The sequence below is a fragment of the Microbispora sp. NPDC049125 genome (assembly GCF_040802045.1).
Taxonomy (GTDB): Bacteria; Actinomycetota; Actinomycetes; order Streptosporangiales; family Streptosporangiaceae; genus Microbispora.
Map to the genome: position 1 here is coordinate 114,513 of NZ_JBEZDW010000015.1, position 19,195 is coordinate 133,707.

Here is a 19,195-nt window from a genome sequence, read left to right on the forward strand (position 1 = left end):
CTGTCAGGTCCACGCCGAGGCGGCGGTGACGGTCATCTGCGGGACAGGGGTGGGTGTGATGTCCGGCGGGGCGGTCCCCGCGGTGCCGCGGAAGGCGAACTCGTTCAACCCGGGGGTGAGCATGAACCAGGCGCTGCCCGCGGTGATGGTGTAGGCCTGGTTGACAGCGCCGTTGAGCAGCGCGGTTTTCGCCTTCAGGTCCACGATCAACGTGTCGTCGTAGTCGAGCGTCACGTCGAACGTCAGGGACCGGCCGGACTGGGGGTGCTCGACCCGGGGCGTCACCAACGGACCGACGAAGGTGATCACCGCGGGGGTTTCGTCGTAGTCGCCGTCGTTTTGGATGTACACCGAGCCGCCACCGCCGGGGGTGACGCCGCCGTACACCACGGGGTGGGTGCGCGAGTAGGTGCGGCCCGCGGTCAGCCCGACGGGGAGCGTTGCGGTCACGGTGACGGGGTTGGCGTCGTACCGCCGCGGGTCGACGGCGGTGAGGGTGAACGCCCACGTGAAGGCGAAGCTGTTGACGTCGGCAAGGTCAATCTGGTCGGTCAGGCGCACTGAGGCAACCCTGGTGAGGTGCGCTTCGGCGACCTGAAGCTGGACCGGTGAGCGGGGACTGATGGCGGACTTGATGCGGTCCTTGGCGGCCAGCATCGTCATCCGGTCCGGCGCGATGGCGTGGCCGCTCAAGGTGACGACGCGGGAGTCGTAAAAGCCCGGCCCGCCCCAGCCGCCGTCGGCGTTACTGCGGGCCTCGACCTGCGCGCGGATCGGCGGGGAGGACGACCAGCCGTCCTCGGTCTCCACGATCCAGTCCACACCGTAGTCGTCGGTGACGTTCCCCTCCCAGGTGCCGAGGGTGTAGACGGGCGTGGTGAGCGGGAAACTCATCGGAGCATCGCCCCCAACTTCCTGGCCGAGACGGCACCGATCTCCTGTTCGGACTGGCGGGGCTGGGGGTGGATGTGCTGGACCACGGTCGGCGCGGCCCGGCCGCCGCTGGCAGCCCCCGGGAGGACGGCGGCGACGGGGGTGCGCGAGCGGTACGCCTTGGCGGCTTCGCTGTTGAGGTGGTCGATGGCGTCCGGGCCACCGAGAAGCCGCACCGCGTCGGGGGTGAGAATCCACTCCATGCCGCCGGTGCGGTTGTCGTACACGTTGAGGCCGGGGTAGACCGGTCCGCCGTCGTCGCGCAGGAAGCTGGCTGGGGGGCGGCCCCACCATGCGGGGCGCGCGGGCACCTCGCGGACCCGGGCGCCGGTGTAAGGCGCCTCAATGATCTTGCCGTTGCCGGAGAAGAGAAAGGTATGGCCGGGGTGGGGTTGGCCGATGTCACCTTCGCGCGGCGGCCCGGACACCGGCTCCAACCAGGGCTTTTGCGTGTATGTGGTGCGCGGCATCAGCTTGCCGACAGCGCGGAACCATGCCTGCTGGACGAGGCCGGAGCAGTCCAGGCCCTTGTTCCAGGCGGTCCCGCCCCACACGTACGGCACGCCGATCTGAGTGCGGGCCAGTGCGACGGCCTTATGCCCGGGACCGCCAATCGAGGGCTCCTTGGTGTCGAGCCAGCCGAGGAAGCCGTTCAAGATGCGCCGGGGGACCGCCGCGAGAGACCGGGTGAACTGCGACCCCGCCATCCGGGTCTCGATGGCGTTGAGGATCGGGTCGACCACCACCGAGGCGGCCTTGCGGATGCCGCCGACGAAGAAGTCCTTCGCTTTGCCGAAGAAGCTCTTGATCCCGCCGATGATCCCGCCGTCGGCGAACCCCGGGCCCGGATCACCGGCCAGGCCGAGGAGTTTGGCTACCCCGCGGACTCCGCCGGTGCGGGCGGCCGCGTTGGACGCCCGGACGTAGTCTTCACCGACGGCCCGTGTCCACTCGGGCCGCATGACGGCCTCACCGCCGGACAAGCGCAGCGCGCCGCCGGTGGGGGAGAAGAAATCATGCACGTCCCGGCCGGGGGTGTAGCCGGGCAGGACACCGCCGCCAGCGAACCCTTTGGGCAGGTCGATATGCAGGTTGCTGGGCTCAATGTGGAAGAACCCGGCGACGTTGTTCCACGCCTTCAAGATCCCGTTGTTCAGGACCGTGTCCACGATGAAACGGACGGGGACCTTGGAAATGGATACGACTTTGTCCCAGGCCGCCTTGATCACCTTCCAGATCGTCTGGAAGGCGTTGCCCATAGTGTCCAAGCCCTTTTTGACCAGGCTGAAGTTGCCCGTGATCAAGCCGACGGCGACCTTGATAGCTCCAGTGATCAAATTCCAGACAGGCTTGATCACGTTGTTGTAGAGCCACGAGATTTTCGGGGCGAGCGTGTTGACCAGGAAGTCTCGGAACCCGCGAAGAGCGGGCAGGATGTATTCGTTCCAGGCAACCTTGATCGTCTTTTGGATCGCAGCCCAAGCCCCGTCGACGATCTTGCGGAAGGTCTCCGATTTGGTATAGGCGAGCACGAGCGCTCCCACGAGCAAGGTCACGATCTTGATGACCCAGCCCAGCGGGTTATTCGACATGACCAAGTTCAAGAGCTTTTGCGCCGCGGTCCACACTGTTGTTGCCGCCGCGGCGAGCTTTTGACCAATGGTGACCAGTGCCGTCTTGGCCGCCTGCCCGGCGGCGGCCAACGCCGCCTTACCGTGCGCTGTGGCTAGCGACGCCAGGGCGCCCACCCCGCGCCCTGCGGCGGAAACCACCCCTCCGATGGCCGATGCGGCAGCACCAAGACCCTTGAGGATCGCCCCGCCGCCCGCGCGAGCAAGCGCCCCGGTGTAGGTGCCGACCGCCTTGGCGGCGTTGCGGGCGGCGCCGGTGGCCCGCTCGATTCCAGCCGCGACCGCCTGCCCGCCCAAGACACCGGCGACACTGGCCGCGCCCCGCTCGCCCCCCCTTTCGGCGACACGCTTGGCCACCGCCCCGACGCCGCGCTTGACTGCGCCGCCCGCGGCTTGTCCGACCCGCTTTACCGCGCCCCCGGCGGCCTTGCCGACCCGCTTTACCGCGCCGCCCGCCTTGGACGCCGCCGACCCGACCGCCCCGCCGACGGTGTCGCTGACGAACGAGCCCGCCGCGCTGACCCCGGAGCGCACGGCGCTGCCAGCCTGCCGGGCGGTGAGCTTGGCGGCACCCTTGACGCCGAGGCCGCCGGTGGCCTTATCGACCACGGCCCCAACGCCGCGCTTGGCAACGCCCCCGACCTTGCGGGCAGCCCCGCCGACCGCTCCGCTCACGGCGTCCCAGGCGTACATGCCGCGCAGCGCGGCACCCTGTGCAACGCTCTTGATCGCGCCGCCAGCCTGCCGGGCGGTGAGCTTGGCGGCACCCTTGACGCCGAGGCCGCCGGTCAGCGGGCCGAGTAGGCCGCCGACGATCTTTGTCAGGCCGGTGAACTTCGACAGGCGGCCGAGGTTGGTGACGATGTGGCCCAGCCCGCGGGCGAACAGACCGATGCCGAGGCCCGCGCCGGACAGGGTGAACAGCGCGGTCAAGATCGGCCCGCCCCCGGGAAGGGAAGCGATGGTTTCCAGCAGGCCGACAATGCCGTCCAAGACGGTGAAGAACCCGTTCAGAGTTCCGCCGCCGGTAGCTTCCCCAAGCCGCAGGAAAAGATCGAAGATCTTCCCGAAGGAGTCGAGGAACTTCTTGGCGACCGGCAGCGCCTGCTCGAAGAACTTGGCCGCGGCCTGCTGAAACTTGGGGTCGGCGGTTGTCTTGCGGAGATCGGCCGCCCAGTCCGCCATGTCCTTGAGGGCGTTGTCACCGGTAGGGCGCCCGGCGCGACCGACGTTGTAGATCGCTATGGCGACGTCGCGGAAGATGTGGTACAGCGTCTTGGCGGTCTTCTTGGCGCGCTTGAGGAACTGCTCCAGGGTGCCGGTCTTCCGGCCTGTCTTCGCCGCCGCGTCAGCCGACGCGGCGAGCTGCTTAGTCCACCGGGCAAACGGCTCCAGCAAGACGGGACCGGCCACAACCGCCAGGTGTCGCAGCGCGCTGATCAGGTGCAGTGCGGCTCCGCCGAAGCTGGTCAACGCCCGGTTGTTCGACTTCATGATCTTCGCGGTGTCGGCGCGGAACCCGGGCGAACGGACCAGTTCCGCGCCCTTCAACGCCAGGTCGCCAAGCCGCTTACCGGTTTCGACCAACCCGCCTTGAATGGTGTCGAGCAGCGGCATCGCCCGAGTGATCGCTGTCTGAAGCGGGGGAAGCAACGCCGTCTGCACCGACGCCCGCATTTCCCGGAACCGCGGCAGCAGGACACCCTTGACGAACTGTGCGAACCTGCGCCCGGCGGGGGACAGGCGGCCCATCGCGACGGCAAGGTTGGTCATCTGCGCGCTCTGCGTGCCCGCGGCGGCCGAACCGGCTCGCATCGCCTGCGCGAGCGCGCGCTGGGCGTCAACTATGGAACGGGCGCCGTCGCGCTGCGCCTCGCGGACCGCCTTTTGAGCGTCGGCGACCTCCCTGGCGCCGTCCCTGCGGGCGCGCGCCAGGTCGCGTTGGGCATCGGCGATATCGCGGGTGCTTTCACGCTGCGCCTTGGCGAGCTCCTGCTGCGCCTGCGCGATGTCCTTCGCCGAGTCGACGCGCGTGCGCTGAAGTTCCCGCTCAGCATCGGCCTGAGCCTGAATGGAGTCGGTGACCTGCTGTTGGGCGTCCCGGACGCTTTTGGCGCCCTCGACGCCGTCGTTGTCGGCTTCCTTCTGTTGCCGCGTGAGGTCCTTCTGTCGGGCGTTGACCTCTTCGAGTCGCTGCTGCGCCTGTCGGTACGCCAAATCCGCTTCGCGTTTTTGCAGGTCAGAAGCGTTAGAGCCAGGGCCCATGATCTGCTGGAGCCGGATCTGGGCGTGTTCCAGAGCGATCTGCGCCGCTTCCTGGTCGAGCTTGCCGCCCGCCACCTGAAGCCGCAGGTCCTCCATTCGCCTGATCTGGTCCTTGCGGGCCTCGTCCAGCGTTACCAGGGCCCGTTCAACACCAGCGTGGGCTTCGGCCTCGCGGCGTTCGGCCGCCGCCAGCCGGTCGGCGCCATCCTCCTGAGCCTGCACGAGCCGTGCCTGCGCAGTCGCAACCCGCTCGGCGGCGGTTTCCTGGGCCGACGCAAGGCGCTCCCGGGCGGACTGGATGCTCTCGGCGGCGGCCTCTTCCGCCCTGACTACGCGCTCGCGGGCCTCCCTGACCCGGGCTGCGGCATCTTCTTCAGCGCGTGTCAGGCGTTCCCTGGCGGCCTTGACCTGCTCGGCAAAATTGACCTGTTGGGCGGCCGACTGTGCCGCCGAGGCCCCCTGCTTGATCTGCGCCTTGTCCAGCGCCTTGACGGCAGCACCAATCCCGCTGAAGCCGATGATCAAGGCGCCAAGCCCCTGCGCGGCCGTCCCCGCCAGGCCCGGGATGGCCGCCAGGACGCCGACCGCCTGACTGGACGCCGACGCCACCGAAAACAGTGAAGCCGCCAGGTTGGTCGCGGCACCGGCCGCCAACATCAGGCCCGACGCGATAGCGGGGAACATGGAGGCGGTGGCCAGCGCCCGGCCAAGCGACTGAATGGCCGTACCGGCGGACACGTTGACCGGGACGTTGATCGGCCTGACCGCCGTAGCCTTGATCGCGGCGACTTTCGCGCGGGCCGCCGCGGTGTTGGCGTCAACGTCGACAGTGACCTTGGTGCGATCAAGCGTCTTGATCTTCGCGCGGGCGGCGGCGGTGTCGACGTCGACGTTGACGGTGACCGTTGCCTTGATGCCGCGTGCCGCCTCCGCCACCTTGTCGGCCAGCTCGCGGCGGATCTGCGCCCGATCAACCTCGACCCGGGCGGCAACCTTCGCCTTGATCTCCGCTTTGAGATTTGCCAGCTCGGTCTTGAGCTTGGCCTCCAGGTCGCGACGTAGGCCAGAGACGTCAGCGACCACTTCTGCGTGGAGGCGCCCGGCCGATGCGTCTTCGGTCACCGCTGCGCCTCCCCTGGCGAGCCGCCGCGGTTATGCCGAGACGGCGCTCATTGGGGTGGGCGTCAGGCACTGAAGGTAGGAAGGCGGGCATGGTTACGTCGCGCCCTTCGCCTGCACTCCGGCCAACTCCCAGATCTTGGAGATGCTGGGAATTGGCCGGGAGTTACACAGGAACCGGCCGCGGCCCTTACCCCCGCGCGTCTACCGGGAGTGGATTCGGCGGGCGTTGCTAGTCAGCACGTTCACGGCGTGCGCCATGCCGCGCTTACCCGCCGAGTTGCGCCGCAAAAAGTCCGGCCGCCGCACCTCCCGCGGCTTACGGCGCCGCTGTTCCGCCGCAAGAATCGACACCTCCTCGATGAGCTGCGCCAGCAGCTCGGTGTCGATCGACCACTCCTTGGACTGGCGCAACTCCACCCGGATCTCCGGGGTTGTCCGCACTAGACAGTCGTCCGGCAGTCGAGTCAAATAGACGATCAGTTGCTGGACGGAGATGAAGCGGGGATCGGCGGGGTGTCGCCAGAGACCTCGGGCGTCGACGCCGAGGCGGTCTCGGAGGTCGTATTCGAGATCGCTCCATTGGTCGAGGACTCGGACGACGGCGAGGATTCCCCCAGGCTCACGCCGTACCAGGCGAACAGGTCGCTGACCAGCGCGCCAATGTCCCACGGGGAGGGGCGCTGCGCCATCAGCAGCGCGTACCCGTCCTCTGACAGCAGGCGCTTGCCCATCTCCTTCACCGCGGCGAGTAGCTCCGACGGCAGGTGGGGGTTCAGCACCAGGACGTCGACCAGCATCGACAGCGTCGCGACGTTGCCGTTGTCCTCCGTGGCGTTGATCAGCTCGAACGCCTGCCGGACCAGCAGGGCGAAGTCCACGTTCAATGCTTGGAGCGGTTCCAGCAGGTCGAGTGGGAACTCCGCCGAGATTTCCGCAATCGTCACACCATTCAAGACGATTGGAAGGTTCTCCCCCCGGCCCTGATTCCGAGCGGCTCTCACCCGCGCCCGCTCGACCCTCTTGGCGTCTAGGTTGCCCAGTGCGGCACCCATGCGTTCCCCCGTCCGTGCGGCCATCGATCGCACGGAGGCTGCCAAGACGCAGGGGTTAAGGTCGCGCCCTGCGAGAGCAAGGGGGCGGTCCGGCGCCCATCCCCTGAAGAGCCGGACCGCCCCCTCGTTATCCCGCGCCGCGAGACCCGCCATCTCGGGGGGGACGGCACGTACCGTGCGCCGGGGGGCGTCCCATAACGCAGGTACTTAGCCGCTACCGTACGGAACGCCCCGCCTCGCGCCGAAGTTGACACGCCGCCCCTGCCTGGCCTTTACGCGGCCCACTGGCAGGCTTTGGGAGGCAGATAACGGGCGAGGCCCGGCGCGCCTTCCCGGCGCCGGGCCTCGCAGGGGAGAGCTGCCTTGCGGCCCAGCTCCACCTGACTCTCCCCTTAATGGGTGCCCCATCCCCGGGAACAGCGCCATGACTTCATCGTCGCGTTCCGCCCCAGCCGGGGCAAGACCGGTTACATCTCTTAACGGCCGTTGACGACTTTTTACAGCCGGTTCAAGCCATGGCTCTGGCTTCCGGCGCTCCTACGGTGCGGGCGCGAAAGCGGGGTCGTCGGTGAGCAGGTAGAACGGGTCGCCGACGGACGAGCCGATGATGGTGAGCCGCAGCGGCAGCCGCGACTCCTGGGTGCGGTCGAGCGAGACCTCGGCTCCGGCGTTCTGCTCCGCCTTCGGAATGATCATCCGGTAGTGCTTGGTCCCGTCGATGATTTCGATCATCGCGGCGACGGTCTGCCTCCCGCCGACAGTCGGAGGGGAGAACTTGTAGTGCAGGATGGTCGCGGGCGGGCCGACAACGGCAGCGACGCTGGTGATGGTGCCGCCGCCGAACACTGCCTTGAAGTTGTCGCCGCTCCACTCCTGAAGGTCCACCTGGACTGACGCGCTGTCCTGCGTCTGGAACCGGCGCGTCGGGTAGTTGTCCTGGTGGGACCGAACCTCCTCAAAAGAAGGGTCGGTCGCCCACTGGAGGCTGTCGGGAGTGAAAAGTCCCACGTCACGCCAGTCCTCGTCCGGCGTAACCACGGGGTCCGCGGGGGCCGCCGTGCCCACCGGGGCCAAGTAGACCCGTGCCATCTGAGGCACGAGGATGCGAGTGTTGTCCCCCGCCATGGGTCGTCCTTCCGACGTTGTCCATGGGGGTGGGCGTCGGGGATGACGGTAGGCAGGCCGGGTTCGTTACGTCGCGTTCTCCCGTTCAAGGGCTTCGGTGCTGGGAAGTGCCCGTGAGCCGTGAGATGATTCGCCCCGCTTGATTCCCCACCCCACGGGAGCGCGTCCGTTGGACACGTACACGCTCGAAGATCTTGAACGGCTGCTGTCCGACAGTGCGGACGGCCGACGGTTCCTCGCCAAAATCGAGCTCGGCGAGGTGCCCGCGCATGAGCCCATGCTCGGGCCGTGCATTGTCTGGAAAGCGGCCACCGACCGGGACGGCTATAGCCAGTTCCGCGCCGGGCCGCCCCGCCCAGAAGGTGGCCGCGCTCTCATCAGCGGCCACCTGTGGCTCCATCAGCAAATCCTGGGGCCGGTCCGTGAGGGCTACGAACTGGACCACCTGTGCCACAACCGTGAGGTCTGCGCGCGCGGCCGGTCATGCCCGCACCGGCGGTGCGTCATCCACACCCAGGCCGTCCCGCAGATCCTCAACTGGGCGCGTGGTGGATCGCCCCCGGCTTTGAATGCCAACAAGGACGAGTGTGACAGCGGGCACCCGTTCACTCGGGAGAACACCTACGTCGACAAGGACGGCTGGCGGCACTGCCGGATTTGCCATCGTGTCGCCTGCGCAGAATACAACGCCAGGCGTCGGGCAGCGCTCGCCCGGCTCCGCGACCAGCAACTCGCCGAGGCCGGTCAGTTGACGTTCGACTTCATCTAAACGGGCGTGCCGGGGTGGGCGTAGACCAGCACCGCGGCCACGTACCGCTGCTGACCGGTCGGCTCTGGGACGGGGCCGCCGCCCCGCGACGACATCACGTGCGTGATGACGGGCTCCCCGGGAGCGGCGGCCTGCTCGGGGAGCTCCTTCAGCGCGCCGAGCGCGGTGTAAAGGATGAAGTTGAGCGCCGCCTTGCCTGGAGTGCCGTCCAGGTCCCCGTACGCCTCAATCTGGATCTCCGGAGCAATGAGCCACCGGAGGTCCCGGTCGGTCCCGGCATTGGTGTCGACCACCCGCAAGCGAGGGTAGGGCGGCTCGTTGTAGAGGCCCACGCGACCCGGTCCGCCGAGCGCCGCCGTGACCGCCGGATGCGACGACAACCAGGCCAGCACCCGGGCGAGCGGGTGAGCGCGAGCCAGGTCGTCAGCTCCCACCGCCCGAGCTCTTCTTGGCCGTCGGCTTGGCGTTGAGGACAGCCTCTACCTGCTGCTTGTTCTCCGGGTCGACGCCCATGGCGTACCCCGCGTTGATGACCGCCCTGGCCTCCGCGAGCGGAACGGTGATCTCGTCGCCGACGGCGTAGTCCTTGGTGGTGTCCTTGGCGCGTACCGCGGCCGCCTGGTCGGCCAGCAGCGGGTGCGCGAGCTTGAGCGTTACCTGAGTCGCCACAGTTCCCCCCGGGTGTGCGTTCCGGGGGAGGATGCAGCGGGGAAGGGGCTAAGGTCGCGGCCTCATGTCCGGCGGGCGGAGGCGCCGCGCAGCCGGGCGGCGACCGTATTGACGGCGCGGCCGAGGAAGTGCGTGCCCGGGTCGCCAGAGGTACCGAACTCCGATTCGGCGATACGTTGGAACTGCACCACTATCCTGGCCGTGACGCGCGAGCCCTCAATCACAGCGGGTTCCGCGTGGACTTTCCGGGCGATGGCGTTGGGGATGCGGACGCTGATGCAGCGACACCGGTCCTTCTGGTCGCGCGGCAACGCCGGGTCGCGCGGTTTGCGCGCCAGGTCGTATCCGGAGGTCAATACGGCCACACCGGAGTAGTGAACCGCCCGGCGGCCCGAGCCGCGGCCGGTTCCGCCGACGTAACGCTGCTTGCGCAGCTTGAACCGGAGGTTCTCCGGAATGGTCTGCCCTTCGGCATCGACGTGGGATGGGCGCACCCGTTCGTCGGCCGCAGTGATCCAGACCTTGGCCGCAGGCGCGTTGGCCGCGGCCTCGGCGGCGACCTCCCGCGCGATCCGCTCCACCTTCCCTCGGATCATTCGGGCAACGACCTGATTGAGGTCGTCGCGGAGCTCGACTTTCACGACGACGCCCACCCCCTGACCTTCGAACAGGGGATGGGCGCGGCCAAAAGGTACATCCGTAGGCGGTCTTAGGTCAGGCGTAGTACGCCGCGGGGACATGCAGGGCCCACGACTCGGAGGTCATGAACAGGGTGCCCAGGTCCTCCAGGGTCACCTCGTGCGGCTCCTTACCTTCCAGGAGCGGCACGAGGGCGCGGGCGTACACCTCTGCGACGAATCGCGCAGGGACCATGCGGTCACCGCTACGTACGCGGCGGTGCAGCCGGTCCGGGCCGACACCGCGGCGGGTGAGCGCGAGTGCGGCGTAATCGGACAGGCCGTGGCAGGCGCCGTCCAGGGACAATGCCACGCTGACCAGGTCGTCGCGCTGTTCGCTGGTCAACCCGAGCGGCCATCCGTAGGCGACGTACTCGTCGGAGTAGGCGGATATGTCGCTGATGCGGGCACCCGATGGCCAGGGCTCCATGATTTTCCCGCCGCCGAGGGCAATGAAGGCGTGCGTGTAGTGGGTTACCTCGCCAGTGAGGATCTGACCGATCGAGGCGCGTACGTGGGTGAGGCCGTAGGCATAGGTCAAGCCGATGCTGCCAGGGGGCGGGGTCCAGGACACCCGTAGAAACTATGCCCTGACCTGGGGTTATGTCGCGCCCACATACCGGCCGGTAGGGGCTAGCTTTACGCGCTAAGTACCTGTATATTAAGGGGGTGTCGGACGAGCGACCGACACCACACACCCCTTGGAGGACCCATGTGCGAAATCTGCAACGGCCACGGATACATCGTGAGCCACAAGACCGCCGACACCGGCGGCAACGGGGGCCACGCCAACGTGGCGTGCCCCGCCCCGAACTGCCCCGCCCACGCGAACACCGCCGGGGGCAACTGATGATGAACAAGAGCTTCATCGCGACCGTCGGCGGCGCCGCCGCTGTCATCATGTCCATCACCGGCGCAGCCTCCGGATGCGACGCGGGCGCCGAGAATTCCGCCGCCGCGACCTCGTGCCGCTCCTCCAAGGGCCTCGGCCTGAGCGGGGTGCAGAAGGACAACGCCCGAACCATTGTCGACACCGCCCGCAGCATGGGCATGGGGCGGCGCGGCGCCGAGGTCGGCGTCATGGCCGCCCTTCAGGAGTCGTCCCTGCGGCACGACTCCGCCCCCGGGGATGGTGGGATCGCCTACGGGCTGTTCCAGATGCACGCCGGGAGCTACTGGGGGTCCGTCTCGGCGGTCACCGAGCCCAGCACCGCGGCGGAACGCTTCTTCAAGGAGCTCCGCAAGGTGAAGGGCTGGAAGAACATGTCGCGGAACGACGCCGCCCAGTCCGTCGAGAAGTCCGGCCATCCCTTCGCGTACGCCTCACGGGAGAGCCTCGCCAAGAAGATCGTCGCCTGGGCCTGGTGTTGAGGCCGCCGATCGACTTGACGCGAGGTCACTCTTCCCCCTCCCCGTGCGACTAAGTACGTGTAGTATTCGCGTCTGGTAGCGGGACGAGCGACCTCGCGTCAGGAGGCCACATGAGACACCCGCGACGGGACCGCAACTGGACACCGACACCCCAAGCAATCTTGGAGTAAGTAATGAGGCAACCCTCTATGACCGAACTCCAGCGGAAAAGCCCCCAGCGGTGAACTACCACCTCACCCCCGGGCGGGCGGGAGTGGCAGTCGTCACCCTCATCACTCTCGGCCTGTCCGTCATCGCCTTCGGCCTTCCCCTCGCCCTCTTCCTGGCCGAGACGATCGGCTGGGTAGCCGCCGCGACGAGTGTCGCGATTGTCGTTTTCGCCGCAATATGCGGCTACATCCTGCGGATGCTCGAAACCACGCCGATAGTCACCTGTGAACTAGGAGAACCGTGGCCCTCCACGAGGAAGACAACGAAGACGACCAGCTCAACATCGGAATCTTTGTCGACGAAGTCATCTACAGCCTGATCAGCGACTATTTCCGATACCACAGCGCCTACGAATCCCGGCCGTCCATTGAGGGCGTCTTCGACGTCTTCCGCCTCTGGGCAAGTCAGACGATGGGACTCCCGCTCAGCCAGTGCGCCATCGTCGAAGCCCACAGCGTCCGGCCGCCGCGACGCGGCAACATCACCACCCCCGTCGCCTTCGCCACGGTCATGGAACGCGCCGGAGTAGTCGCCCACCACGCCCCCGTCGGACCGAACGGCGAGCGCACCGCCAACACGATCTTCGCCTTGGAGGCCCTTCGGTGCGCCCGAGACGTTCCCCTGCATGTCGCCGTCCTGTACACCGCCAACGGCAACTTGGCGCCCCTGGTCGACTACCTCGATCGGGAAGATGTCCTAGTGGTCATCCCGGCCGCCGACATCCAATTCGACGGAGGCCGCGGCCCCAAGGAGGTCATCACCTCGCCGTTGCTGCTGGACTCGGTAGCGCACACGCCGCCGCTGCTTGACCTGTTCGACGCCGCCGTGAAGTACTGCAAAGAAGACCCCGCGTTCCCCTACCCGTTCGTAACCCCGACCGCGATCATTGGCAGTTCGGCGCCGAAGACCTCCGACAACGCCCACGTCGGCATCGTCACGAGATGGGACCCCGGTAGCCCCTACGGCTTCGTCAAAGACACCAACCTGCGCGAGTGGTTCGTCGGGGTAGATCAACTCTTGGACGGTCTCACCGCGCCGATACCGGTCAACACCGCCGTGGTTTTCCGTGGAAGCCCGCACCCCGAGCACGGCCGCGGGCGGCCATCCGCCTACAGCGTGCGCCTCTACACCTAGGGGCGCGTCCCGGCGGCGGTACGCAAATGACCGGTAACGCGGATGTAGGTCACGGTCGGATCGGCTGTGTTGGTCAGCAGATCGGCTGAGGTAACAAGCCACTCCTGCCCGCTGCCGGTGTCGACGACGAGGTCGTTCTGCGCGATGGGCCACGCGCGCGGGTCCACCGCCAGTACCCATGCCCGGCCGCCGATCTGACCGGGCGGAACGTCGGGCCCTTCAGCGGCGCGGCCGGGCCACGGCCCAGTCACCGGCCCCCAGGCGCCGCCGACCCGATCACCATGAGCGTCGAGATTCGCCGGACCGCGCCGCCGCACCCCAAGGGCGCGGTCAGCCAGTAGTACGGCCATCAGGTCGATCTACCTCTCGCCACCTCTGCGCCACCTCCTCGGAGTCGACCCAGATGAGCATGGTGGCGCCGTTGTGGCCGTGGATCGCCACCACGTCCTCCACCTTGTCGGCGACGCACGTGGTGGCCAGCGGCGTGTTCCACCGGTACGCCACTGCGCCGTCCGGCCACTGGACGCCCCACACCCGCACGCCGACCCCGGACACGCCGGAAACGTCCTCGTTGCGGTACAGCACGAAGCGGCGCATCAGGCCCACCACTGCTGCCTGTAACGGTGGCGGCTTTCGAGGTGGAGAAGGCTGGGAGGTTGGTGGACGCGCCTCCCCTTTACTCTCCAGCGGTCAATGGACGTGAAGTCCGGCAGGGAGCCGACCTGACCGACACCGCCCGCGGCCGACTCCTCCGTCGCCTCGTAGGCGATGGACTGGCCTTCAACGGTGACGGAGGCGACGGCGCGCCCAGCGTCAGGCGCGAGCCGCTGCGCGAGCGCGCGCATCTCGGGGAAGTGCATGGCGTGCGCCCGGATGAACCGCCGGACCGGCTCCAGCTCAGGGTCAGCGGCAACATCCAGGCCAGAGGTGTAGACGACGGTGTAGCGGCCCGTCTCGCTACCGAGAAGCTCCTCCGGGGTCGCCGAGATGACCTCACGTACCGGCGGGTGGGTAACGTCCCAACGCCCATCCCAGCGAGGGAACAGGCCGGTGTCGGTGTATGTCGCCGGGGTGATCGGCCGCCCGAGGTAGGACTCCACGTCGGCCTGCGCGTCCCGAATGACGGTCTCCACGATCCACCGGTCGCCCTCGTCCAGCGGCAGCGGCAAACCGAGACGCCGCGCGAGGTCGCTGACACTGACGACCAGCGGCGGCGGGGCGGGAGTACTCATGCCGCGGAGGTTTCCAGGCTGCGCCGGTTAAGGTCGCGCTCTTCCGGTTGCAGCGCAGTGGATCGCCGCCACGTCGCTCAACGCCCGCCCCCAGTCCCGAAAGGCGACGGCGCGGTCGTCGATATAAGCGATTGCCGGGAGTTTGCGCCCGGTGACCAAGATCCGGTCCCGCTCGTGCCAGAACCTCAATGTGCCCTGATCTGCGACCGCGGGGATTTCGGTGGCCAAAGTGATCCACTTGGCGACGTGTTCCAGCGGCGTCCGGCAGGTGAGCACGTAGACGGCAAATCCGCGCATGAGGTTCCGGAGTGCCGAGGTTGTCCCAGGAACGAGACCGCCGTAGATCGTGCCGTCCGCCCACCCTTCCTCGTAACTATGAATCACCCCGTCGAAGTCGACCGCCACGGTCGCCACGAGTGGCCCCCTCAGGAAAGTAAGGGGGCGCGGCATTGCTCCCACCCCCAACGGAAGTTCGCCGCGCCCCCGCTGCGCCAGGGTCCCGCCCACCCCACTAGTAACGGCACCCCTCGCGCACTTGGACTTCAGGACTGTGACGGGCTGCTCATGTGCTCCCGGTAGTGGTCCTGAAGTTGCTTCGCCTGCCATACGGGGACCTCCTGGCCCGCCGCGAACAGGATGTGAGTGGCGAGCCGGGAGGAGTTTTCGGTGGCGTACTCCTCGATGACCTTCTGCTTGACCGTCGCGGTCGTCTTCGGGTCATCCCCCGCGGGGAACTCGAAGATCTCGTCAACGGAAAGCTCGCGCGGCTCGGCGTCATCGGACAGCAGTCGCCGGTGGTTGAACCCGGTGATTGACCGCAGTGCCGCGTTGGCCGCCACGTTGTTGGTTGTGGATTCCGGGTGGCCGTCTGCGGGCTGACGCTGGGCATACCGCTCTGGCGTCTCGATCGGCGCCGCGGCGGTCGCCAGGGCGGCCTCCGGCGCCTGCGGGGCGGCTTGTTCCGCGGCCGGAGTCGCGGGCGCGGCCTCGGGTTCAGAGGTGTGGGCGTCCTCCGCCGCGGCAGCTTTCCGGTTGGTGCGTTCGGCCACGTCAGCTCTCCCCCTGCTTCACGGCCACATGTCGCGAGCAGGCTAGGAGGGGGGCGGCGGTAAGGTCGCGCCCTAACGCAAGTAGGGCCCCCGCGCGAGGGCCCTACTTGTCATTCGTCGAGTTCACAGCGGGGATGCCAAGATCTGCTTGGGACGTAGGGGCATGGCCGCTGCCGGTGCCAGCATTCCGGGCAGGAGTCGATCACGGCGGGTTTGCATGGAATGGCCTTTTTGCGCTGCCGCCCGCTTCGCGGGCGAAGCGGGCACCCTCGGATCAACTTCACCCGGCGTATTACTGGGGCCTCACAGGATGGCTTCTGAGCGGTCAGGGTACCTCCAGGTGGGTAGTGGCGTTGTGCGCCCCCGAAAGTTACCGGTAGCGATCAGCAGATCACATTTAGCTAGATCCGTCAGGGCGTTCGCACGCATTCGTTGAGTTTCAGCAGCGTTTCCCCGACTGTTCCCAGGTTCGAGAAGGCGACGTCGAGATGCCCGGGGAGGACGAGGCGGACTCCCGCCTTCACCTGAGCGGATTCGACCCCCGGCGCGGGGTCTGCGTGTGCGGGTGACCCGGTTGCCACGCCGATTGCGGCGAGGACGACTGCGACGGCTAGACACTTGATCATGAACGCCTCCAGTTTGGACGGACACAGCGTCGCCAAACCGTAGATGCGGAGGTTACTTGCGTCGCGTGCCAGTTGTGCGACACGACCAGATGGGGTGAAAATGAATGGCCGGGCCCGCCGAGCGACCGGAGCCCTTATTCGGTTATGGGTGTAATTGGGTGGGGTGTAGGGCGCGGGCCCGGCCATTCACGTCTAGTCAGCGCGGCAAGCGCGCCCAGTCGACGACCGCGAGTGCTTGCAGGCGGTCGGGGTCAAGCCCGAGCTGCCGCATGCGATCCACGTAAATGTCGTCCTGAATCCCCTCGCCGATGAGCGCGAGGTTCAGCTCTGTCCACCGTCGAGACAACTCCGCGACGGCGTCGCGCCCGCCGAGGCGTTCGACGCCCCGTTCGGCGCGACGGGGAAGCGGCAAGTCGGCGGGCCCGGCGGAAAGGGCTATGGCCAAGTCGCCGTAAGGCAGTTCCGGTTGCGCAGTATCCGCCATATTCGCTCCCGAAATGGGGGTTAATGCCCGCTGCTTCCCCTCGGAAGCGGCGTATCGTCAAGGTAGCATGTACCTCTTGGCCGTACAAGCTAAAGCGTAGGCTGAAGGCGTACGAGCCGTAATCACCCATACAGTGGAGAGGCGAGAGAGAGGGAAGTGATTCATGACCCCTTCCAATCCGGACAACAAGCACCTTTATGAGCAAATAGCCGACGAACTACGCAAACAGATTGACTCGGGAAACCTGAAGCCCGGCGACCCCCTCCCCTCCGAAGCAGACCTACAGGCCAAACACGGAGTCAGTCGCCAAACCGTCCGGCTCGCCTTCCGGAACCTCGCCCAGGAAGGCCTCATCTCCGGCGGCCAGGGGCGACCGCGGACCGTCAGAACCTGGGAGCCTCTCCGCTGGCGCCTATCAGCCTTCGAGTCGATCGCCCGCCACGCCGCCGGAGACCCCGCCAGCGACCAGTGGGCCGAAGACGTCAGAACCCAGGGGCGGGAACCGCGACAGGACGTGGAAGTCGCCATCGTCTACCCACCCCCGCGCGTCGCCGAACTCCTCGGCGTCGACCCCGAGACGCCCACCGTCGCGCGGCGGCGAATCCGCTACGTCGACGGAGCGCCTTTCGCCCTCGCCACGAGCTACTTCCACGAAGAAGACGTCCGCGGCACCCCCCTCATGCAGCCCAAAGACGTCTCAGCTCCCGGCGGCGTCCTCGCCAGCATCGGCCTCGTCCAGGCGCGCTTCATCGACGAAGTCCACGCCCGGATGCCCACCCGGGCGGAAGCTGACGCACTGGACATGAGCCCCGGAACCCCCGTGGCCGAGCACATCCGCACCGGCTACGACTCCCAAGGCAAAACCCTCAGAGTAATGATCACCATCGCGCCGGGAGACCGGTACATCCTCGTCTACGAACTGGATGCTTCATGACCAGATACACCATCCGCCCCGCCACGCTTTCCGACCTCCCCGCCCTGTACACCCTCCGCACCGAAGCCGAACAGTGGCTGGCCAAAGCAGGAGTCACCCAGTGGACCCCCGAGTGGCACGACCGCGCCCGCCAGCTCATCCGCAAAAACGTCGAAGACGGCGAAAGCTGGGTCATCTGCGACGACGGCCAGATCGCGTCCACATGCCGGATAGCCGGGCCGGACCTCGACTTCTGGAACGACGCCGACCACCTGGACGACGCCGACCACCTCTACAAGCTCATCGTCGCCCGTTCCCACGCCGGAACCGGCCTCGGCGACGCCATCATCGACTGGGCCTGCGACCGCGCCCAGGCCCGCGGCCGCACATGGTTGCGCATCGACATCTGGCGCACCAACAACGGCCTGCGGCGCTACTACGAGAAGCGGGGATTCCGGTACGTACGGACCGCAATCGTCCCCGGCCGCAACTCCGGACTTCTCCTCCAGCGCCCCGTCGAACTCCGCACTGCCCCCGCCAACATCCGCCTCGTCGACGACGGCGACGACAAGGGGGGCGAAACGATACTCCCCCTTCAGGCAGCCGCCAGATAAGCGTTACTCGACGCAAACCTGGGGTAAACAACCCAGTGCCAGTAAGCAAAACATGAAGGCCGTCCGGTTCCCCCGACCGGACGGCCTTCATGTTTTGCCACCATGACCCCATGAGCCTTCCCAGACCGCGGCTCACCATGACGACCCGGCTGGTCCTCGACGAGCTTGCCGATGCCGCGCCTCATGAGGCCCTATGGGGTTACTCCATCTGCCGGACAACCGGCCTCCTGCCGGGCACCGTGTACCCGATCCTCGCCCGGCTGGAGCGCATCGGATGGGTAGCCAGCGGCATGGAGCCGGAACTAGCTCAAGGCCGACCGCGCCGCCGCATCTACGTGCTCACCGCGGCCGCTCGACGCCAGTACGAGGACATCCGCGCGGCCCGCGCAAAGTCGGCGTAATGAACCGGAAGGTCTTGGTCAGATTCGGCAGGCGTGAATGCTTGTCGTCAAAATCGCCCGAGCGCCGACCCTTTCGAGTTGGTCCATGATGTTCTGCGCCTCTTCCGCCAAGACCATGGCCCGTACCGCCACCCACCCTTCGCGGTGCAACGGCGACACCGTCGGCGACTCCAGGCCGGGGGTGAGCGCCACCGCGGACTCGACCTGCTCGGCGGGGATGTCGTAGTCCATCATCACGTACCGGCGGGCGACTAGAACGCCCCGCAGGCGCCGCAAGAACTTCTCCTCGGCGTCGCTGGCGGCCCCGGCGGCGGCCGGGCGGACCACGATGGCCTCTGACGACATGATGGGCTCGCCGAACACCTCCAGTCCTAGCGCCCGCAGCGTGCCGCCGGTCTCCACGACGTCGGCGATGCAGTCGGCCACGCCCAGCTTCAGCGATGTCTCCACGGCGCCGTCCAGGCGAACCAGGTGGCCCGGCTGTACACCGCGCTCGGCGAGGTACTTGGCGACGACGCCCGGGTAGGCCGTGGCGATCGTCTTGTCCGCTAGGTCCTCCACGCCCCAGACGGCGCCGGGGACGCGAGCGAATCGGAACGTGGAGTAGGAGAAGCCCAGCGTCAGCACCTCGACGGCAGCCGCATCGGAGTCGAGCAGCAGGTCGCGGCCGGTGATGCCGATGTCGAGCTTGCCGGAGCCGACGTAGATGGCGATGTCGCGGGGGCGCAGGAAGAAGAACTCGACGCCTGCGTTGTGGTCGACGACGACGAGCTCCCGGGAGTCGGCCCGCTGACGGTACCCGGCCTCGCGGAGCATTTCCGAGGCGGGGGCGGACAAGGAGCCCTTGTTGGGGATGGCGATTCGGAGCATGGCGCTTCCCTTCGACGAAGTGGGATATCCCTGTGATCGTGTCACAGC

22 protein-coding genes are annotated in these 19,195 nt (G+C 67.6%); 6 read left to right on the forward strand and 16 right to left on the reverse strand.

Annotated elements, in window-relative coordinates; all coding sequences use genetic code 11:
- Positions 1 to 3 precede the first annotated feature (3 nt).
- The 5 genes from AB0B72_RS19645 to AB0B72_RS19665 all read right to left on the reverse strand — a co-directional run bounded on the left by AB0B72_RS19645 (position 4) and on the right by AB0B72_RS19665 (position 8,128).
- Positions 4 to 894, reverse strand: coding sequence for a hypothetical protein (locus AB0B72_RS19645; protein ID WP_367740262.1), 891 nt, complete (start codon positions 892 to 894; stop codon positions 4 to 6).
- Positions 891 to 5,951, reverse strand: coding sequence for an NlpC/P60 family protein (locus AB0B72_RS19650; RefSeq protein WP_367740263.1), 5,061 nt, complete (start codon positions 5,949 to 5,951; stop codon positions 891 to 893). The genes AB0B72_RS19645 and AB0B72_RS19650 overlap by 4 nt, the downstream gene beginning before the upstream one ends.
- 201 nt (positions 5,952 to 6,152) lie before the next feature.
- On the reverse strand, positions 6,153 to 6,392 hold the full coding sequence (locus tag AB0B72_RS19655; protein ID WP_367740264.1) for a hypothetical protein: 240 nt from the start codon (positions 6,390 to 6,392) through the stop codon (positions 6,153 to 6,155).
- Positions 6,393 to 6,427: 35 nt separating this feature from the next.
- On the reverse strand, positions 6,428 to 6,895 hold the full coding sequence (locus tag AB0B72_RS19660; RefSeq protein WP_367740265.1) for a hypothetical protein: 468 nt from the start codon (positions 6,893 to 6,895) through the stop codon (positions 6,428 to 6,430).
- A gap of 645 nt (positions 6,896 to 7,540) precedes the next feature.
- Positions 7,541 to 8,128, reverse strand: coding sequence for a hypothetical protein (locus AB0B72_RS19665; protein ID WP_367740266.1), 588 nt, complete (start codon positions 8,126 to 8,128; stop codon positions 7,541 to 7,543).
- Positions 8,129 to 8,297: 169 nt separating this feature from the next.
- Here AB0B72_RS19665 and AB0B72_RS19670 point away from each other — a divergent pair, with 169 nt between their 5' ends.
- Entirely contained in the window at positions 8,298 to 8,897 is a 600-nt protein-coding gene (locus tag AB0B72_RS19670; protein ID WP_367740267.1) for a hypothetical protein, read from the forward strand.
- Here the strand turns inward: AB0B72_RS19670 and AB0B72_RS19675 are convergent.
- The 4 genes from AB0B72_RS19675 to AB0B72_RS19690 form a co-directional block, all read right to left on the reverse strand.
- Positions 8,894 to 9,331 carry a hypothetical protein gene (locus AB0B72_RS19675; protein WP_367740268.1) on the reverse strand — a complete coding sequence of 146 codons (438 nt, stop codon included), beginning with the start codon at positions 9,329 to 9,331 and terminating at the stop codon, positions 8,894 to 8,896. The two genes, AB0B72_RS19670 and AB0B72_RS19675, sit on opposite strands and share 4 nt — an antisense overlap.
- Positions 9,321 to 9,566: a hypothetical protein gene (locus tag AB0B72_RS19680; RefSeq protein WP_367740269.1), complete on the reverse strand. Its 246-nt coding sequence runs from the start codon at positions 9,564 to 9,566 to the stop codon at positions 9,321 to 9,323. Before AB0B72_RS19680 ends, AB0B72_RS19675 begins: the two co-directional genes overlap by 11 nt.
- Before the next feature lie 62 nt (positions 9,567 to 9,628).
- Positions 9,629 to 10,219 (reverse strand): hypothetical protein, encoded by a 591-nt coding sequence (locus AB0B72_RS19685; protein WP_367740270.1) that lies wholly within the window; start codon positions 10,217 to 10,219, stop codon positions 9,629 to 9,631.
- A gap of 61 nt (positions 10,220 to 10,280) precedes the next feature.
- The gene (locus AB0B72_RS19690) at positions 10,281 to 10,817 is read right to left on the reverse strand and encodes a hypothetical protein (protein ID WP_367740271.1); all 537 of its coding nucleotides are present in this window, start codon (positions 10,815 to 10,817) and stop codon (positions 10,281 to 10,283) included.
- A gap of 275 nt (positions 10,818 to 11,092) precedes the next feature.
- Here AB0B72_RS19690 and AB0B72_RS19695 point away from each other — a divergent pair, with 275 nt between their 5' ends.
- On the forward strand, positions 11,093 to 11,614 hold the full coding sequence (locus AB0B72_RS19695) for a hypothetical protein (RefSeq protein ID WP_367740272.1): 522 nt from the start codon (positions 11,093 to 11,095) through the stop codon (positions 11,612 to 11,614).
- Positions 11,615 to 12,064: 450 nt separating this feature from the next.
- A complete protein-coding gene (locus AB0B72_RS19700; protein ID WP_367740273.1) occupies positions 12,065 to 12,958 on the forward strand; it encodes a hypothetical protein in 894 nt (297 codons plus the stop codon).
- Here the strand turns inward: AB0B72_RS19700 and AB0B72_RS19705 are convergent.
- The 6 genes from AB0B72_RS19705 to AB0B72_RS19730 all read right to left on the reverse strand — a co-directional run bounded on the left by AB0B72_RS19705 (position 12,955) and on the right by AB0B72_RS19730 (position 16,349).
- Positions 12,955 to 13,308: a hypothetical protein gene (locus tag AB0B72_RS19705; RefSeq protein WP_367740274.1), complete on the reverse strand. Its 354-nt coding sequence runs from the start codon at positions 13,306 to 13,308 to the stop codon at positions 12,955 to 12,957. The two genes, AB0B72_RS19700 and AB0B72_RS19705, sit on opposite strands and share 4 nt — an antisense overlap.
- Positions 13,289 to 13,555: a hypothetical protein gene (locus tag AB0B72_RS19710; RefSeq protein ID WP_367740275.1), complete on the reverse strand. Its 267-nt coding sequence runs from the start codon at positions 13,553 to 13,555 to the stop codon at positions 13,289 to 13,291. Before AB0B72_RS19710 ends, AB0B72_RS19705 begins: the two co-directional genes overlap by 20 nt.
- A complete protein-coding gene (locus tag AB0B72_RS19715) occupies positions 13,555 to 14,190 on the reverse strand; it encodes a hypothetical protein (RefSeq protein ID WP_367740276.1) in 636 nt (211 codons plus the stop codon). The genes AB0B72_RS19710 and AB0B72_RS19715 overlap by 1 nt, the downstream gene beginning before the upstream one ends.
- A gap of 27 nt (positions 14,191 to 14,217) precedes the next feature.
- On the reverse strand, positions 14,218 to 14,604 hold the full coding sequence (locus AB0B72_RS19720) for a hypothetical protein (protein WP_367740277.1): 387 nt from the start codon (positions 14,602 to 14,604) through the stop codon (positions 14,218 to 14,220).
- Between the two features lie 128 nt (positions 14,605 to 14,732).
- Positions 14,733 to 15,239 carry a hypothetical protein gene (locus AB0B72_RS19725; protein ID WP_367740278.1) on the reverse strand — a complete coding sequence of 169 codons (507 nt, stop codon included), beginning with the start codon at positions 15,237 to 15,239 and terminating at the stop codon, positions 14,733 to 14,735.
- 822 nt (positions 15,240 to 16,061) lie between these two features.
- Positions 16,062 to 16,349, reverse strand: coding sequence for a hypothetical protein (locus tag AB0B72_RS19730; RefSeq protein WP_367740279.1), 288 nt, complete (start codon positions 16,347 to 16,349; stop codon positions 16,062 to 16,064).
- 163 nt (positions 16,350 to 16,512) lie between these two features.
- Between AB0B72_RS19730 and AB0B72_RS19735 the strand changes: the two genes are divergently transcribed.
- From AB0B72_RS19735 to AB0B72_RS19745, 3 genes are all read left to right on the forward strand, one after another.
- Positions 16,513 to 17,283, forward strand: a complete 771-nt coding sequence (locus tag AB0B72_RS19735; RefSeq protein WP_367740280.1) for a GntR family transcriptional regulator — start codon at positions 16,513 to 16,515, stop codon at positions 17,281 to 17,283.
- Complete coding sequence (locus AB0B72_RS19740) at positions 17,280 to 17,876, forward strand: GNAT family N-acetyltransferase (RefSeq protein WP_367740281.1); 597 nt, start codon at positions 17,280 to 17,282, stop codon at positions 17,874 to 17,876. Before AB0B72_RS19735 ends, AB0B72_RS19740 begins: the two co-directional genes overlap by 4 nt.
- Positions 17,877 to 17,986: 110 nt before the next feature.
- On the forward strand, positions 17,987 to 18,277 hold the full coding sequence (locus AB0B72_RS19745) for a PadR family transcriptional regulator (RefSeq protein ID WP_367740282.1): 291 nt from the start codon (positions 17,987 to 17,989) through the stop codon (positions 18,275 to 18,277).
- Positions 18,278 to 18,295: 18 nt separating this feature from the next.
- Here AB0B72_RS19745 and hisG read toward each other — a convergent pair whose 3' ends face one another.
- Entirely contained in the window at positions 18,296 to 19,147 is an 852-nt protein-coding gene (gene hisG / locus AB0B72_RS19750; protein WP_367740283.1) for an ATP phosphoribosyltransferase, read from the reverse strand.
- Positions 19,148 to 19,195 lie beyond the last annotated feature (48 nt).

What these genes read in the sequence shown, in the direction of transcription:
- AB0B72_RS19645 (WP_367740262.1), bottom strand. Translation starts at nt 894, where the DNA reads ATGAGTTTCCCGCTCACCACGCCCGTCTACACCCTCGGCACCTGGGAG.
- AB0B72_RS19665 (WP_367740266.1), bottom strand. Translation starts at nt 8,128, where the DNA reads ATGGCGGGGGACAACACTCGCATCCTCGTGCCTCAGATGGCACGGGTC.
- AB0B72_RS19695 (WP_367740272.1), top strand. Translation starts at nt 11,093, where the DNA reads ATGATGAACAAGAGCTTCATCGCGACCGTCGGCGGCGCCGCCGCTGTC.
- AB0B72_RS19705 (WP_367740274.1), bottom strand. Translation starts at nt 13,308, where the DNA reads ATGGCCGTACTACTGGCTGACCGCGCCCTTGGGGTGCGGCGGCGCGGT.
- AB0B72_RS19710 (WP_367740275.1), bottom strand. Translation starts at nt 13,555, where the DNA reads ATGCGCCGCTTCGTGCTGTACCGCAACGAGGACGTTTCCGGCGTGTCC.
- AB0B72_RS19715 (WP_367740276.1), bottom strand. Translation starts at nt 14,190, where the DNA reads ATGAGTACTCCCGCCCCGCCGCCGCTGGTCGTCAGTGTCAGCGACCTC.
- AB0B72_RS19730 (WP_367740279.1), bottom strand. Translation starts at nt 16,349, where the DNA reads ATGGCGGATACTGCGCAACCGGAACTGCCTTACGGCGACTTGGCCATA.
- AB0B72_RS19735 (WP_367740280.1), top strand. Translation starts at nt 16,513, where the DNA reads ATGACCCCTTCCAATCCGGACAACAAGCACCTTTATGAGCAAATAGCC.
- AB0B72_RS19740 (WP_367740281.1), top strand. Translation starts at nt 17,280, where the DNA reads ATGACCAGATACACCATCCGCCCCGCCACGCTTTCCGACCTCCCCGCC.
- AB0B72_RS19745 (WP_367740282.1), top strand. Translation starts at nt 17,987, where the DNA reads ATGAGCCTTCCCAGACCGCGGCTCACCATGACGACCCGGCTGGTCCTC.
- hisG (WP_367740283.1), bottom strand. Translation starts at nt 19,147, where the DNA reads ATGCTCCGAATCGCCATCCCCAACAAGGGCTCCTTGTCCGCCCCCGCC.